This is a genomic window from Paenibacillus sp. HGF5 (assembly GCF_000204455.1).
GTDB lineage: Bacteria > Bacillota > Bacilli > Paenibacillales > Paenibacillaceae > Paenibacillus_AQ > Paenibacillus_AQ lautus_A.
Genome location: NZ_AEXS01000088.1, coordinates 78,053 through 94,620, shown reverse-complemented (window position 1 = coordinate 94,620; position 16,568 = coordinate 78,053). Strand labels below are relative to the sequence as shown.

At 52.8% G+C, this 16,568-nt stretch carries 14 protein-coding genes and 1 rRNA gene; 13 read left to right on the top strand and 2 right to left on the bottom strand.

The window, feature by feature from the left end; genetic code table 11:
- Positions 1 to 65 precede the first annotated feature (65 nt).
- The 9 genes from rrf to HMPREF9412_RS14460 all read left to right on the top strand — a co-directional run bounded on the left by rrf (position 66) and on the right by HMPREF9412_RS14460 (position 11,027).
- A 5S ribosomal RNA gene (rrf, locus tag HMPREF9412_RS14500) occupies positions 66 to 182 on the top strand.
- Between the two features lie 325 nt (positions 183 to 507).
- Positions 508 to 1,488: a ketoacyl-ACP synthase III gene (locus HMPREF9412_RS14495; RefSeq protein ID WP_175320772.1), complete on the top strand. Its 981-nt coding sequence runs from the start codon at positions 508 to 510 to the stop codon at positions 1,486 to 1,488.
- Between the two features lie 188 nt (positions 1,489 to 1,676).
- Positions 1,677 to 3,029, top strand: a complete 1,353-nt coding sequence (locus HMPREF9412_RS14490) for an ABC transporter substrate-binding protein (RefSeq protein ID WP_009592346.1) — start codon at positions 1,677 to 1,679, stop codon at positions 3,027 to 3,029.
- Positions 3,030 to 3,149: 120 nt separating this feature from the next.
- A complete protein-coding gene (locus HMPREF9412_RS14485) occupies positions 3,150 to 4,106 on the top strand; it encodes a carbohydrate ABC transporter permease (protein WP_009592284.1) in 957 nt (318 codons plus the stop codon).
- Positions 4,103 to 4,966, top strand: coding sequence for a carbohydrate ABC transporter permease (locus HMPREF9412_RS14480; protein WP_009592322.1), 864 nt, complete (start codon positions 4,103 to 4,105; stop codon positions 4,964 to 4,966). Before HMPREF9412_RS14485 ends, HMPREF9412_RS14480 begins: the two co-directional genes overlap by 4 nt.
- A 79-nt stretch (positions 4,967 to 5,045) precedes the next feature.
- On the top strand, positions 5,046 to 6,770 hold the full coding sequence (locus tag HMPREF9412_RS14475) for a cache domain-containing sensor histidine kinase (RefSeq protein ID WP_009592341.1): 1,725 nt from the start codon (positions 5,046 to 5,048) through the stop codon (positions 6,768 to 6,770).
- A gap of 15 nt (positions 6,771 to 6,785) precedes the next feature.
- Positions 6,786 to 8,129: an ABC transporter substrate-binding protein gene (locus HMPREF9412_RS14470; protein ID WP_009592357.1), complete on the top strand. Its 1,344-nt coding sequence runs from the start codon at positions 6,786 to 6,788 to the stop codon at positions 8,127 to 8,129.
- Between the two features lie 22 nt (positions 8,130 to 8,151).
- Complete coding sequence (locus HMPREF9412_RS14465) at positions 8,152 to 9,750, top strand: response regulator transcription factor (RefSeq protein ID WP_009592347.1); 1,599 nt, start codon at positions 8,152 to 8,154, stop codon at positions 9,748 to 9,750.
- A gap of 305 nt (positions 9,751 to 10,055) precedes the next feature.
- Positions 10,056 to 11,027, top strand: coding sequence for a ring-cleaving dioxygenase (locus HMPREF9412_RS14460; protein WP_009592311.1), 972 nt, complete (start codon positions 10,056 to 10,058; stop codon positions 11,025 to 11,027).
- 84 nt (positions 11,028 to 11,111) lie between these two features.
- On the opposite strand, the gene HMPREF9412_RS14455 is transcribed toward HMPREF9412_RS14460, so the two are convergent.
- On the bottom strand, positions 11,112 to 12,065 hold the full coding sequence (locus tag HMPREF9412_RS14455) for a helix-turn-helix transcriptional regulator (protein WP_009592316.1): 954 nt from the start codon (positions 12,063 to 12,065) through the stop codon (positions 11,112 to 11,114).
- Between the two features lie 129 nt (positions 12,066 to 12,194).
- Here HMPREF9412_RS14455 and HMPREF9412_RS14450 point away from each other — a divergent pair, with 129 nt between their 5' ends.
- Entirely contained in the window at positions 12,195 to 13,088 is an 894-nt protein-coding gene (locus HMPREF9412_RS14450; protein WP_009592312.1) for an SDR family oxidoreductase, read from the top strand.
- A 160-nt stretch (positions 13,089 to 13,248) separates the two neighbouring features.
- On the opposite strand, the gene HMPREF9412_RS14445 is transcribed toward HMPREF9412_RS14450, so the two are convergent.
- On the bottom strand, positions 13,249 to 13,506 hold the full coding sequence (locus HMPREF9412_RS14445) for a GlsB/YeaQ/YmgE family stress response membrane protein (RefSeq protein WP_009592319.1): 258 nt from the start codon (positions 13,504 to 13,506) through the stop codon (positions 13,249 to 13,251).
- A 208-nt stretch (positions 13,507 to 13,714) separates the two neighbouring features.
- Here HMPREF9412_RS14445 and HMPREF9412_RS14440 point away from each other — a divergent pair, with 208 nt between their 5' ends.
- The 3 genes from HMPREF9412_RS14440 to HMPREF9412_RS14430 all read left to right on the top strand — a co-directional run bounded on the left by HMPREF9412_RS14440 (position 13,715) and on the right by HMPREF9412_RS14430 (position 16,193).
- Positions 13,715 to 14,449 carry an acyl-[acyl-carrier-protein] thioesterase gene (locus tag HMPREF9412_RS14440; protein WP_139083971.1) on the top strand — a complete coding sequence of 245 codons (735 nt, stop codon included), beginning with the start codon at positions 13,715 to 13,717 and terminating at the stop codon, positions 14,447 to 14,449.
- Positions 14,450 to 14,510: 61 nt separating this feature from the next.
- Positions 14,511 to 15,203, top strand: a complete 693-nt coding sequence (locus HMPREF9412_RS14435) for a response regulator transcription factor (RefSeq protein ID WP_009592281.1) — start codon at positions 14,511 to 14,513, stop codon at positions 15,201 to 15,203.
- 3 nt (positions 15,204 to 15,206) lie between these two features.
- Positions 15,207 to 16,193 carry a sensor histidine kinase gene (locus HMPREF9412_RS14430; RefSeq protein WP_009592290.1) on the top strand — a complete coding sequence of 329 codons (987 nt, stop codon included), beginning with the start codon at positions 15,207 to 15,209 and terminating at the stop codon, positions 16,191 to 16,193.
- The last annotated feature ends 375 nt before the right edge of the window (positions 16,194 to 16,568 follow it).

Sequence of the window (16,568 nt, the reverse complement as noted above, 5' to 3'; positions counted from 1 at the left end):
CATATTTCAATGTGCTGCAAATTTCGTTTCGTATCTAGTTTTCAGGTGATCAAGCATCTGAACCGTTTGGTGGCGATGGCGGAAGGGTTCCACGCGTTCCCATACCGAACACGACCGTTAAGCCTTCCAGCGCCGATGGTACTTGGACCGAAGGGTCCCGGGAGAGTAGGACGTCGCCAAGCGAACAACCATAAAGACCGTTATCGAGTGATCGATAGCGGTCTTTTTTGTTACACATAAAACGTAATCGTCAATCAGAATAGAAGGGAACGAATCGGGATCTTCACATCCAGATATATTCCATGTCGATTGGTGAGGAAGTCTGTTTCTGATTCTAATTAGAGAACCTTTATCGCTGAAGCGATAAAGGTTTTTTCGTGTAAGAGGGAACGCGTGTTTAGATCGGGGCGAAGATGGTGAAGGCTGTAATAATCATATATAAAAATAAATTAGTACCAAGTCCTAATACTTGGTGTTATAATGGTTATAAAATTGGAGGTGGGAATGATGAGCCAATCGAAGTCGAGAATAACGGCAATCGGGACGTACGTTCCTGAACGGATCTTAACGAATGCGGATTTGGAAAAGATGGTGGAAACGAGCGATGAGTGGATCGTCCAGCGAACAGGCATGCGGGAACGCCGGATCGCGGCCCCCGATCAGTACGTGTCCGATCTTGCCATTAAGGCTGTGGAGGATATGGTTGAACGGTATGGCGTTACCGTGCAGGATGCGGATATGATTCTTGTGGCCACGAGCACGCCGGAGTACTCTTTTCCCAGTACCGCTTCCCGAGTGCAATCGAAGCTGGGCATCGCAAGCACGGGTGCGCTGGATCTGAATGCCGCCTGTGCGGGATTCGTATATGCGCTGCAGATGGCTGACGGATTGATATCCGGGGGAGCCTACCGTAAAATTTTGGTTATCGGCGCGGAAACGTTATCGAAGATTACGGATTACACCGACCGAACGACATGCGTATTGTTTGGGGATGGCGCAGGTGCCGTATTGTTGGAGAGAGACGAGTCTTCGGCTGGGATCATCGATTCCGTCTCGGGCACTTTTGGCGAAGGCGGCATTCATCTGTATAAAACCGCGCTCTCCGAGCAAATGGACGGTACGGAATTAAAGAGTGGATGCCTTGTCCAAAATGGCCGCGAGATTTATAAGTGGGCCATTCGGAACATTCCGGACGGCGTCCGGGCCCTTTTGTCCAAAGGGGGCATGACCGCGGACGAAGTCGATTGGTTTGTTCCGCATAGCGCCAATCTCCGCATGATCGAGGCAATTAACGATCGGGGTCCGTTTACAATGGACCGCACCTTGACCAGCGTCGAGTACCGGGGGAATACGTCGGCAGCTTCCATTCCGCTTGCGCTTCAGCTGGCCGTCGACGAAGGGCGCCTGAAAGCGGGAGACCACGCACTGCTCTACGGATTCGGCGGAGGCATGACCTACGCGGGTTCCATCGTCAAATGGACGATATGACAAATCTAAGCTATTTAAACCGCTATCGATAATCGATATGCGGTTTTTTAGTGCTGCGATTTTTCGAGCGGACGAACGTGAATCGTAATATATTCAACTCAAATTCGAAAGTTTGCCTCCTCAAAATTTGGCGCCGCTTTCATTAGACTAAAGAAGAAAAATACGTTCCATGGAAGAGGGGTAGAAGAATGAAAAGGTTTAAATCATGGAGCTTACTGCTCCTGAGTGTCATCATGGTGTTCACGTTGGCCGCATGTGGAGGCGGTGGCGGAAACGGAAGCAATACGGCTGAATCTCCGGGGGGAGGCAGCAGCAATGAAGGGACGGACAATACGAAAGAAGGAACCGAGTCCACAGAGAAAATCGAGCTCTCCTTCTGGTCGCTCGGAACGACCAACTATGAAGATCTGGCGAAGGAATATACGAAAGAGCATCCAAACATCACGTTCAAATTCCAGAATACGTCGGACCAAACCGCGCACCACAACAATCTGACGACGGCGTTGTCAGCGGGCTCTGGCGCACCCGACATTTTCCAGCTGGAAATTGCCTTCATGGAGCGCTTCATCAATAACCAGGATAAATTCTATAACCTGTACGACCTCGGCGCCAAAGACTTAGAGGGCAACTACCTGGAGTGGAAATGGAAGCAGGCCACATCGGTTGACGGCACCTTCCAACTCGGTCTGCCAACAGACATCGGCCCTACGGTCGTCTATTACCGTACGGATCTGGCTGAGCAAGCAGGACTGCCAACCGATCCGGACGGCTTCAGCGCTGCGATCGATTCATGGGACAAATTCGCCAGCGTGGCCAAGGATTTCACTAGCAAAACAGGAAAACCGTTCGCCGATTTGACGGACCTGGTCTACAACGGGGTGCGTGACCAATCCCCGGATCAAATCTACTTCAACAAAGAGGACGGCTCCTTTATCGGAGATACGAACCCGCAAGTGAGAAAAGCTTACGACTTTACGGTAAAAGGAATTCAGGAAGGCTGGATCGGCAACTGGATTCTATGGTCTCCTGAATGGCAAAAAGCGATCAATGACGGCGACTTCGGCGTCATGCTCGGCCCGGCTTGGATTGCCGGTACCATCCGCAATGCGAAGGACACCGCAGGCAAATGGCAGATTGCCCAGCTTCCTGAAGGAGCAGGCAACTGGGGCGGTTCGTTCCTGACCCTGCCGAAGGAAGGCAAGCATTCGAAGGAAGCTTACGAATTCATCTCGTGGGTGCTGAACAAGGAGAATCAGCTGAAATCGTTTAAGGACAGCGGTTTGTTCCCGTCCATCCCGGCGGTGTACAGCGAGCCTTCGTTCACGGAAGAGAAGGACGAATTCTTCGGCGGCCAGGTCATTTCCGAAGCGTATGCCAAATCGGCGGAACGCATCAAGCCGGTTTACTACGGACCGCTTCATGACCAGACCGACACGATCATCAAAAACGCGCTCAAAAACGTGCTGGAGAAAAAGGCCGACCCGCAAAAAGAATGGGAAAGCGCAATGAAGCAAATCAAGACGCTGGTCGATCGCAGCTAGGTTAAACAGACGGATCATTCCAGCTAGCCCGTTCATATCCAATAACCGTCCGAACCCGAGAAGGGATAAATCGCCCTTCGCTCGGGTTCGGATTTATCCTTACCTACCTGGAGGTGCATCATGGCTGACACAGCAACGGCAGAATCGCCGCAACCGGTGCCGCAAAGGCGGCGCTTGTTGACGGAGACCGTGCGAAGCCGGTTTACGGCTTATACGTTTATATCGCCATTCTTTATATTGTTCGCAATCTTCGGTCTGTATCCGATCCTGTTTACCATCTATTTGTCTTTCTTCAAATGGGATGCGCTCGGACCGATGAAATACGTCGGCTTCAAGAATTACGAGCTTATTACAAGCGACCCGACCTTCTGGATCGCGTTTAGCAACACCCTCATTATGGCTTTGATGGGAACCGTGCCGCAGCTGATTGTGGCATTATTTGTTGCGGTTATGCTCAACTCGGCCTTGAACAGATTCAAGAACACGTTCCGCATCCTGTATTTCATGCCGAACATCACCTCCATCGTTGCGGTGACGCTGGTGTTCAGTACGATGTTCGGAAACAACGGGATGGTCAACTGGCTGCTGAACACCTTCGGTGCGGAAAGCGTGCCGTTCAACTCCGGCTGGTGGGGAGTCAAAATCGCAATATCGTCCATGGTCATGTGGCGGTGGATGGGCTATAACGCCATTATTTTTCTGTCGGGGCTGCAGAGCATTCCGACCGATATTTATGAAGCGGCCAAAATCGATGGGGCCACCCGCGGCCAGCAGCTGCTCTATATCACGCTGCCGCTTCTTCGCCCATTCATTCTGTTCGTCACCTTGGTATCGACGATCGGCGCGCTCCAATTGTTTACGGAGCCTTATGTATTCCTCGGTCAGTCCGGCACGGGCTCTACGCGTCAGGAAGGGGTCACGATGGTCACCTATTTGTATAACGAAGCATTTAAGAACGGATTCTTCGGTACGGCTGCGGCAACGGCGGTTCTCTTGTTCATCGCCACCATTCTGTTCTCGGTATTAAATATGATATTGGGCCGCGAAGGCAAAGATTCGGGAGGTAAAAAAGCATGAGCACAGTCGCCATAAGCCGAAAAAAGCCGGATGAACCCGGTGTTGTCGCGAAATTCTTTTTCTATCTTTTCATGGTCCTTGGCGCGCTGGTCTCGGTCTTCCCGTTCTACTGGATGTTTGTCGTGGCTACCAATGACAAGGATGCGGCATTTCACATTCCGCCGCTGCTTACGCCCGGCACGCAGTTTTTCGATAACTTCGCACGCGTGCTGGAGCGGACGGATTTTTTCAGGGCCTTGATGAACTCGGTGGTGGTGTCTACGGCCGTGACCTTGTCCGTTGTGTTCCTCTGCACGCTGGCGGGTTATGCTTTTGCCAAGTATGAGTTCCCTCTGAAAAAGACGCTGTTTGTTTTTGTCATTGCCACGATGCTGGTGCCTGCCCAGCTGGGCGTGCTTCCACAATACGTCATCATGGCCAAGCTGCACTGGATCGACAGCTACAAAGCGCTCATCGTGCCGGCCATGGTCAATGCCTTCGGCATCTTCTGGATGCGGCAGTATATCGCCTCTGCCGTTCATACCGAGCTGATCGAAGCGGGGCGGATCGACGGCGGCGGACATTTCCGGATCTTCTGGAACATTGCCATTCCCGTTGTTACCCCGGCGATGGCCACGCTCGGGATTCTGAACTTCATGAACGTGTGGAACGATTTCTTCTGGCCGCTCGTCGTATTGAAAAACAGAGAGAATTACACCATTCAAATTGCGCTGCAGCAATTGTTCACCAATAAGGACGGCCTTGATTTCGGCATGATTATGTCGGCCACCTTCACGGCGACGCTGCCGCTTCTCATCGTATTTCTGTTGTTCAGCCGATGGGTCATCGCCGGATTGACATCAGGCGCCATAAAAAGTTAACAAGCAAGGTGAAGTCGACAAGGAATGCGGCCTGTCATGAAGAATAATAGACATAGTAGAGTGGAGGGAGGAAGGATCCATGAAACTCCGCCGAAAGATATTGCTGGCTATTATTCTTCTGGTCTTCATTCCGGTCATCGCGCTGGGCGGGGTATCCTATTACAGCTTTTCGGAAGCGATGGAGAAGAAGTCGAATGATTTCTATTGGATTTCGCTCCTGGAAACGGATCGGAAACTGAAGTTCGCCTTGAACGAAATCACGACGATTTCGAACTCGACGATTACCCAGCAATCGGTTCAGCAGATGCTGAAACAGCCGGAATACGCGGTTACCTATGAACGGCGGCAGGAGATCAACAATCTGATTAATCATCCGATGATTGCGTCGTTTGCTTTTTATTCGAATGACAGGTTGATGTATAACACGAATGGCGGAATGGAGCTTCAGGAACTGAGGCAGCAGGCATGGTATGAAGCGGTGGAGAAGGCGGAGGGGCGTCCCGTATGGGTCGGACCCGGCGAGAACGGCTCTGCGGCTGACGGCGCTCCCGTTTTGATTCAATCCAGGGTCATCAAGGACTATTACTCGCTGGAGGATATCGGAACCGTGGTGATCTACGTGAAGCCGGATCTCCTGGATCAGGTGTTCTGGGAGGCGGCAACGCTGAAGCAGGGAGATATTTTGCTGGTCAACCAGCAGGGGCACATCGTGTTCAGCAAGTCAGGCGGGCATATCGGGGAGCGGACGGAATTCCCGTTTCTCTCGGATAGTTATAAGACGAATGGAAAAGGCTACTATATCGATCAATATGCAGGCGAAAAATCGCTGATCACCTATTCACCTTCCCATAATAAAGATTGGTTTCTGGTCGCCATCACGCCAAGTAAACTGATTTCGGCCGAATCGGTCCCGATTCGCAACCTAGCCTTGATCCTGGGATTGATCTCGCTCGTGTCGGCGTTCCTGTTCGACCGTTTTTTTGTGCGCAGAATGGTGCGCAGCATCATTAGCGCGGTGAACGGGATGAAGCGCGTCAAGCAGGGCATCTTCGTCCCGATCCCGTCGCATAACGTGGCGGAGGACGAGACGGATTTGTTGATCGACGGCTTTAACCGGATGAGCACCCAGATCCAGGAGCTGATTGGGCAGGTCGAGACGGAACAAGCACGAAAAAAGGAAGCGGAGCTGCAGGCGCTGGTCGCTCAGATCAATCCGCACTTCATCTATAATTCACTGGAATCGATCAATTCGATGGCCGTGCTTCAGGGCAATAAGGATATCAGCAAGATGGTGGTTTCGCTTGGAAAGCTGCTGCGTATCAGCATCAGCGAGCATCATGAGCTTATCCCCCTCAGCATGGAGCTGGAGCATGTCCAGCATTACATGCGGATACAGAAATTCAGGTTCGAGGAAAAATTCGATTACGGAATTGAGCTTCCGAATGAACTGAGGCACTACGTTACGCAAAAGCTGATCGTTCAGCCGATTGTTGAGAACGCTTTATATCACGGGATCGAGCCGATGGAGGAGAGCGGATTCATCTCCATCAGTGTGTCCGAGAACGGCGAGGATATCGTGATTGACGTGGAGGACAACGGTCCGGGCTTCGATCCGGAAACGCTGATGAAGCTGTGGAATTCGGATCCGGGACAGCTCAAAAAGTACCGCGAGAACGGGGTCGGATTGAAGAATGTTCATGAAAGGCTGCGCATCCGGTTTGGCAGCCGTTACGGCCTGATGATCTGTTCCTCCCCGGGTTACGGCTCCTTGATACGAATTCGAATACCGAAAATACTGACATGACAGGGGGGCTGCAGGGTGAGATGGTTTTGGAATTGGGGCTGGATCGTCGGATATGCCGCTCTGTTGGCGCTGTCTGTCGTGTGGGTGACGGTACAGAATCAGGGACCAGCCCAGGAGGAACAGCCGGAGAAAATCACGCTGACGTTCCGGCATTTCTGGAACAAAGAGCATGACAAGCCGGTGCTGGCCGTATTCGAGAGCATCGTCCGCACTTATGAGAAAGCGCATCCAAACGTAAAGGTGAATTTCGAGAGCATCGATCAGACGATTCACCGGGAACAAAAGCTGAAGAGCGAGATGGTGACTGGCACGCCGCCGGATATGTTTGTTTTGTTCGGAGGGGCCGAGATCGTGCCTTATGCCAGATCCAACCGGTTGATGGATTTAACGGATTTTTTGCAGGATACCGGATTGAAGGAGCAGTTCAAGGATCTGCACCATTGGACCTTCGAGGACCGAATCTATGGCCTGCCCTTCGAGGGACACGCAGAGCCGATCTATTATAACCGGGCTTTATTCAGGCAGCTGAAGCTGGAGCCTCCGAAGACGCTGGAGGAGATGGACGAAGCTATTCGCGTTCTTCGGGAGAACGATATCATTCCCTTTGCGGTCGGCAACGAAGACAGGTGGCCGGCGGGAATTTTTGCCCACTATTTCATGGATCGCTACGCCGGGCCGGAACTGATTGACCGGCTGGTCGAAGGAGATGATCAGGCCAGCTTTGTGCAAGAGTCGTATTTGGAGGCGTTTGAGCACTTGGAGCTGTGGATCAACGAAGGGGCGTTCAGTCCGAACGCGAACGATCTTTCCACAGAAGAAGCGATTGCCCAGTTCACGGAAGGAAAAGCGGCGATGTATATGAACGGCAGCTGGGATATCACGCTGCTACAGAATGAGGATTACCCGGATTTTCAGAACGAGATCGGCGTCATTCCCTTTCCGTCGCTCCTTCCCGGCGAAGAACGCTCCTTGGCAGGGGGATATACGATCGGCATCGGGCTGTCATCGGACTTGGATGAAACGAAAAAGCAATCGGCTCTGGAGCTGCTGGGCATGTTCTATACCCCGGAGGTGCAGACTCGGCTGGTGTATGAAGGGCTGCGCGTCCCTTCGATGAAGATTGACTATGATTCCAAGAAAACCGGGCCGGTTTTTGCCCAAGTCACGGAATTGATGGAGGAATCCACGAGCACCTTTCTGCCTTACGACAACACGTTATCACCCGAGGTGAACAGTTCGTTCCTTAAGGTGATCGAGGATATGATTGGAGGACGGATCGAGGCTGCCGGCGCATTGGAGCAAATTCAGAAGTCCTCGGTGCGGTATTGGAAGCTTAGGCGGAATACGGCAGCAGAGTAAACAGGAGACAGGGGGGAACGTCATGGGCGGATCGGAAGGCAAATTCAGAGTCATGCTGGTCGATGATGAGCCGATCATTCTGCGCAGCCTGAAGGCGGCTATTCCATGGGATGAGCTCGATCTGGAGGTCGTTGGGGAGGCCAAGAGCGGAGACGGCGCATTGAAGCTGGCGCGCGAAGTGTCGCCGCATATCATTATCAGCGATATTCGGATGCCGGGGATGGACGGCATTACGCTCATGAAGGAACTGAAGGCGGATCAGGCAAGGCGAATCATTATTTTCATCAGCGGGTACGGCGAATTCGAATACGCGAGGGAAGCGCTGCGCGAAGGGGCTTTCGATTATTTGCTGAAGCCGATCGACCACGATGAACTGACCGAAACGATTGCCAGGGCGGCCAGAACCCTGGAGAAGCAGATTGCGGATGACCAGATGCTTCACTCGATCAAGGTTCTGTCGCTGCTGGCCCGGGAGCGGATGCTGACCGAATTCATCGAAGGGAACCGTAGTCCCCTGCAGCATATGCAGTGGCTGGAGGACAGCGAGCTGGAGCATGGATACACGATGGCCGTCATTCAATTGGATCAATATTTGCGGCTTAACGAGCTGTGGAGCATGGACGAGAAGCGTCTGTGGCTGTTTGCCGTACGGAACGTCCTCGAGGAGTGGTCCTTGCAGCATGGCGGGCTGACGGTATTTCCTTTCCGCAGCGGGGAATGGGTGCTGCTGTTTCCGAACCTGACGAAGGAGCGGCAGGAGGATATCGGCCGGGATCTGGTGCAATTGATCAAGCGGAACACGAAGCTGTCCTGCTCGGTCGGCTTCAGTCCCAGCATGGCCGGGATCGACCGTCTGGGAACGGCTTACGAGACGGCCGTGCGCGCATTGTACCAGCGGTTTTATTCCGGGGAAGAGGGCGTGTTTCTCGGGACGCCCGATTCGGTGCTGGAAACGGCCAGCGAAGCGAAGTATCCGAAGCATCTCGAGTCGCTCATGGTGGAAAGCATCCGCACGCTTCATAAGGAGCGGCTCCTGGAGCTTTTTGACGAAACCAAGGCTTATATCGAGGAGCATGCGTTCAGCAGGGAGATGACCGAGCGGGTGCTGCTGGAGATGAGCGTCGTGCTGTATCGGCAGTTTGAGCATATGAAGGTGCTGTTTGAGTGGTCGCTGGAGGAACTGCTGCAGGAGCTTCATGCATCCGGCACGCTTCATCAGCTAATGGACGTCATCAAGAGCCACTTCAGCAAGTGGATTGCCGAGAGCCGGTCCGGGCAGGCCAAAGACAATGTTCAAGCCGTGATGGGCAAAGCCAAGGAGTATATCGCGGAGAATTACCAGAAGGATTTGACCATCGAGGAGGTTTCGGAGCTGGCGGATCTGAGCATTAGCCATTTCTGCACGCTGTTTAAGGGAACGACGGGTTATACGTTTCTGGAGTACCTGACGGAGTGCCGGATCGAGAAGGCCAAGAGCATTCTGCTGAATACGGACGTGAAGGTGTACCAGGTAGCGCCGCTGGTAGGGTATCAGGATCCGCGATATTTCACCCAGGTATTTAAGAAAATCACGGGGAAAACGCCATCCGAGTATCGGGAAGAGGCGGTCTCCAAGACATAGAATGAACCTTGATCCCATGATATCGAAATCGGATAATTTGCGGATAGGGTTCAACATAGGAGGGAATGAATAACAGATCCATTTTTCCGGGGTTGATCGGGGAAAAGGAGTTCTGTTATTTTTATTTTAAATATCTTAATATTAAGACTTGACGATTTAAGGTTTAAATACTAAACTGAGATTAAGCAAACGTAAAGAAGGCAGCGAAGAACGAAGCTGCTCCCGAATCTTACAGCAAATATGAATATTTATGATGGTTAACATGCTATTAATAACGAAAAAAACGATAAATGGAGGTTGAAGTCATGAAGTTTAAAGGAATTCATCACGTATCCGCGTTAACGGCTGCGGCTTCGCGGAACTTCGAATTTTATACAAAGGTTCTGGGGATGCGATTGGTCAAGAAAACGGTGAACCAGGACGATGTGTCGGTGTACCATCTGTTTTACGGCGATGAAAAAGGAAATCCCGGCACGGAGCTTACCTTCTTCGAAATTCCGATGGCCGGCCGGACCCGTGAGGGAAACAACAGCATTTCGGCGACATCCCTGCGCGTGCCCAACGACCGCGCCTTGGAATATTGGACCCGGCGGCTGGACGAGCACGGCGTAGAACGCGAGGAGATCAAGGAACGTGCGGGCCGATTGACCCTTCTCTTCAGGGATTTCGAGGGCCAGCGCATCATTCTCGTTTCGGATGAACATAACGAGGGAGTTCCAGGCGGCGTTCCATGGGAAAAGGGGCCGGTTCCGGCGGAATACGCCATCATCGGATTAGGCCCGGTGCAGCTGACCGTGCCTAATCCAGTGCAGACCGTGAAGGTATTGACGGAGCTGATGGGCTTCCGCTACAAAGGGCACTATGCTTCGCCAGTAGACGGGCAGCCGGATATCCTGGTATTTGAGACGGGAGAAGGCGGTACGGGAGCGGAAGTGCATGTAGAGGAACGAACGGATCTTCCGCAGGAGCGTCTTGGCCGCGGCGGCGTTCATCACGTTGCATTCCGCGTCGAGGACGAGGAAGAGCTTCGGTCCTGGATTGACCGGATCGGCGATGTGGGCTTTTCGAATTCGGGATTTGTCGATCGCTTCTACTTCCGTTCCTTGTATTTCCGGGAGCCTAACGGTATTTTGTTCGAGGTAGCTACCGACGGTCCGGGCTTTGACACGGATGAGCATATCGACCATCTCGGCGAGTCCCTTGCGCTGCCGCCGTTTCTGGAGCCGAAGCGGGAACAGATCGAAGCCAACCTGAAGCCTCTCCATACGATGCAATGAAGACGGCGCACATCGCGCACGCAATACACACGACACCGGGTACGCCTCTGTTTTTGGGGCGATTGCCCGGTGTTTTAATTTGATCTATTCATATAGCCGCGATATGGCATTTGCCGCCATGCTGACATGCTCTCTAAGCTCTTGGGGGGCCATCACCTCGATTTCCGCCCCGCAGCTTAGGAGAAATGCCGAAGCCGATTCCAGGGTGTTGAACTCCAAATCGGCCGTTATCCACCCGTCGTGCTGGCTATCCATATCGCATCGGAGTATTTTTACGTACCGCTCCCGCTCAAAGCGTTTGATCAGATCGACGGTCATGCGAACCTGTGCGGGATACTGGGGGAGATTTTGCATGAACCGTGCCAGCGATTCCTCCCAGTATTCGGCTAGATTAAAATCGCCCGGGCGCTCGAAGGTTTCCTCGGACATGATGGCATCCACGATTCTCGATACGCGATAGGTTCGCAGCTCGCCTTGAGATTCGGCCACCACATACCAGGTACTCCTTTTGGCAACCAGCCCGAGCGGATGAATCCTTCTTTCGACTCGTTCCTCTCCCTTCATGTATTGGATATCGATGGTGCGATCCAACCACAGCGCCTCCTGCAGAACCGTAAGATACGGATGCGATTCGCGGTAGGAGTGCCAGCCTGCGCCATCGATATGGATCTTCTCCCGAATGATTTCGGCATCCTGCCGAATGGAGCGTGGGGAAGAAGCCAACAGTTTTTGATAGGCAGCATCAAACTGTTTGCGGATCCCCAAATCCCCGATCAACGGGCTGTGGCTGGAAACCAGCAGGGAGATGAGCTCGTCCGGCGTCATGCCGGTCAGGTTCGTTCGATAGCTCTCCTCCAGCACCCAGCCGCCCTGGGATCCTCTTTCCGCATACACGGGGATGCCCGCCGAGCTCAAGCTTTCCATATCGCGTATAATCGTGCGCTCCGATACCTCAAGCTGCTCCGCCAGATAACGGGTGTTCTTCTTCCCCCCGTTCTGAAGCATCAGCATAATGGACAATAGACGATCCGCCCTCAAGTCATGTCACCTCTCTGTATCTTATAGAAGTTAATTGTATTGTAGCATGGATATAAGACAACGGATGTCATATATGTCTGATACGATGAAGGCGTTGAGATACTTCAGAATATAGTTGGAGGTAACGCTATGAGTAAGAATGATCCAAAGCCATTGCAAGGAAAAATCGCCGTCGTGGCCGGAGCGACCCGGGGAGCAGGCCGCGCCATTGCGGTGATGCTGGGTGCCGCGGGGGCAACGGTGTATTGCACGGGACGGAGCGTACGCGGCCAAGCGTCGGATATCAAGCGGACGGAGACCATTGACGACACGGCGGAGATGGTGACGGACCGGGGAGGCAACGGCATTCCCGTGCAATGCGACCATACCGTGGAAGAGCAAGTGAAAACGTTGTTTGATCGTATTCGCGAGGAGCAGCAAGGACGGCTGGACATTCTCGTCAATGATATATGGGGCGGCGAGAACTTGACGCATTGGAATATTCCGTTCTGGGAGCAATTTCTGTCCGATGGACTGCTGATGCAGGAGCGGGCAGTGACAACGCATATGATCACGAGTTATTACGGCGTTCCGCTGATGGTGGAGAACGGCAGCGGATTGGTCATTGAGGTCACGGACGGCTCGACGTACCGGTATCGCGGGAATTTGTATTACAGCCTGGCAAAAATTTCGGCGATTCATCTGGCGGCAGCCATGGCGGAAGAGCTGCGTCCCTATCAGGTAACCGCACTATCCGTGACGCCGGGATTTCTGCGCTCGGAGCAAATGCTGGATCACTTCGGCGTTACGGAAGAAAATTGGCGGGATGCCACGGCACAAGAACCGCATTTCATCGAATCGGAGACTCCATATTTTCTTGGGCAGGCGGTTGCGGCGCTGGCAGCCGATCCGAATGTTGCCGACAAGAGCGGGAAGGCGCTGACCAGCTGGGACCTATCGGATGAATACGGGTTTAGCGACATTGACGGGCGTAAGCCGCATTGGGGCAATTACGCCAAGAAGCAGGGACTTCCCATTACTTAAACATGTAAAACAGGGTGACCTATGCCATGATGGCGAATAGGTCACCCTGTTTTGTTACGGAAATTGTCCGTTGCACTTGCGAATACCGCTGTAAGTACGTTTAAACCATGTCATAGCGGAACATCGCAGCAATTACGCATCAACGTTCAATTTCAAGTGGTTATGAGCGGCCGCGTCTCATCGAACCCATGATCAGGCTGACGATAAAGACCAGAATGACGGCACCGATCAACGCAGGCAGGATGTAGAATCCACCCATTTCAGGTCCCCAGGATCCGAGCAGAAGTCCGCCCAGCCAAGCACCGACGAAACCAGCAATGATGTTACCGATGATACCGCCGGGGATGTCTCTGCCCATAATCAAACCAGCAATCCATCCAATGATACCGCCAACGATTAATGACCAAAGAAAACTCATGTTTATCACCTCGTATAAGTTATAGTTGTTTGTGCCTTACTATTAACCAAAGACGTGACTTTTAAACCGGGTTGACCAGCAACTTGGATAAAATCATTATTTTCCAATGCAGTGATATGCCGCTTCGTTCTTTGATAAATGCGATTTTTTTGATTATGCTTGAAGAGAGTGGTTAGGTTGAGAAAATAAAGGAGCTGGCATGGGACTCATGATAGAAAAATGGACAGAAGAATATACAATTCAATCCGTTGACGCAGACTTTAAGGGAGACTGCCGATGGTCTTCGCTGCTCAGCATTTTGCAGAGAGCGGCTGACCGGCATATTGAGGCGCTGGGGATCAGCCGCGAGGAAATGATCGAGCGCGGCATGGGCTGGATGCTGATTACGCTGGAGCTTGAGATGCGGCGGATGCCAAGGGATATGGAAACCGTATATGTGGACACCTGGAGCCGCGGGTCCAAAGGGGCGCTGTGGCATCGGGATTATCGGATCAAGAACGGCGATGGGGAATTTCTTGGCGAGGGCCGCTCGGTATGGGCGCTGGTGGACATCCATAAACGGAAAATTCTGCGTCCGTCCATGTTTCCGTACGAGGTGCCGATCGGTCAGGAAACGGTTGGAGAGCTGCCAAGCAAAGCCGTATTGCCGGAAGGGGTACAGCTTGATGATGCGTATACGTATACGGTCCGGTATAGCGGAATCGATACGAACGGCCATCTGAATAACGCCCGGTATGCGGATTTGTGCTTTGACGTGCTGGATGAGCAGGAACTTCGGGAAGGGCAAGTGACCGGCTTCAAGATTACATACCATAACGAGGCCAGACTGAAGGATACGATGCTGATCAAGCGTTCGGCCGAGGAGAACAATCGGGTGTACGTGCAGGGCACATCGCCGGACGGAACCAACTTTTTTGAAGCGGCTATCGTTAGGGAATCATAAACCATCGGGTTGTTCTTTCGGAGGGGAAAGAGCGGCCTGACGCTTCATGGAGGGTGAACGGATGTACAAAATCATGATCGTTGAGGATGACCCCAAGCTGGCGGGGCTGCTGCAATCGCATATTGAACGGTACGGAAATGAAGGGAACATCGTCGAGGATTTCGATCATGTGCTGGAACAGTTCCATGAGATGAAGCCGCATCTCGTTCTGCTCGACGTGAACCTGCCAAGCTTTGACGGATATTATTGGTGCCGCCAGATCCGGTCGGTATCGACCTGCCCGATTATGTTCATCTCGGCCCGTAACGGGACGCCGGATCAGCTCCGGGCCTTGGAGAACGGCGCGGATGATTATATCACCAAGCCGTTTGCTTACGATATCGTCATCGCCAAAATCCACAGCCAGCTCCGTCGCGTATACGGCGACTATGCGGCAGCATCCGCTGAGCGTACGGTGGAGAGGGACGGGCTTGTCCTCTACCCCGAACGGATGGAGCTGACTCTTCACGATCAGACATCCGTGCTCACGAAAAAAGAAACGATCCTTCTGGAAACGCTGCTGAGCCGGAGCCCCCGGCTTGTGACGCGCGAGACGATTCTGGAGAAGCTTTGGGACGATACGTTCGTGGACGATAATACGCTCAGCGTGAATATTAACCGGGTGCGGAAACGACTGGGGGAGTTAGGGATTGAGAATGCGCTGGAAACGATTCGCGGTTCGGGGTACAGGCTGCATACGTCATGGAAGAGGTAGGCAATGAAAAAGCTGTTTTGGCGTGAGCATCTGCCCCTCATTCTGTTTGTAACCGCGGCCTTGTTCGTTGTGCTGCTCGTATTCTGGTATGACGGCTATGATCATCCGGTGACAGCGGCTTATGCTATTTTCCTCGGTCTGATCATTCTGGGCGGGTACCTGGCATTCCGGTATTTCACGCACCGGGATTTCTATGAGCGGCTGTCGCAGCCCATCAGGTCGTTGGAGGAATCGATCAAGCATAACGAGTCGGCCCCGCTGCCTACGGCCCTTAGCGAGCTTATGGAGGAGCAGTACCGTCAATACCGCACGGTCATGGAAGAGTGGGAGCGACGGCGGAAAGAGCATATGATCTTCATGAATCAGTGGGTGCACCAGATGAAAACGCCGCTGTCCGTCATTGAGATGATCACGCAGGAGGACGATAACGACGCCTTCAAGAGTTTATCCGAGGAATCCGACCGGATTCGGCGCGGGCTGGAGATGGTGCTCTACATGTCCAGGCTCGAAACCTTCGAGCAGGATTTCAGCGTGGAGCCGGTGAAGCTTCATGAGGCGGCAGTCGAGGCGGTGCACGAGAACAAGCGTTATTTCATTCACAGTCATGTGTATCCGGAGGTACGGATCGATTCGGATCTCACCGTTCAGACGGATGCCAAATGGCTCCGGTTCATCATGCTGCAGCTGCTGTCCAACGCCATTAAATATTCTGCGGGAACCGGGCTTAAGGTGACGATGCAGGCCCGCCGGACGGAGGACCACCGCCATGTGGTGCTGGAGATCACGGACCGGGGGATGGGCATACCGCCATCCGACTTGAAGCGGGTGTTCGACCCGTTCTACACCGGGGAAAACGGCCGCAAGCTGAAGGAATCCACCGGCATGGGCTTGTATCTCGTCAAAGAAGTGGTCCATAAAATGAACCACCAAATCGAGCTGGAATCCGAGCCGGGGAGAGGAACGACGGTGAGGCTGATTTTCTCGGGGTGAGATCTGCTTTGTACAGACGTCTCTTGGAGGCAGAGTTCAATTATGGCTGTTGCAGGTGACATTCACGACATTGAAATTATATAAGGCAGTAAAGCATGGGCTGGGTAAGATTCGGTTTGAGCTCTTATTGAACTTTGGATTGAGTCACCTAAATACTTTACGAGAACACCTTATCTTGGGTAAATGATGGATGTTGAAGCATCATGAAGCCCTGAGGTAAGGTTTTTCTTTTGCTTTAAATCATGTGCAGGTATCGGCACGCACCAGCGAAAGAGGACGAAACGATTCCGAAGAAGCGAAGCGGTCGCCTTTGCACCCGAATTTTCACCTCGGCGTAATCGTTCGGAAAATTTGGGGGCAACAGCGAATCGTAGG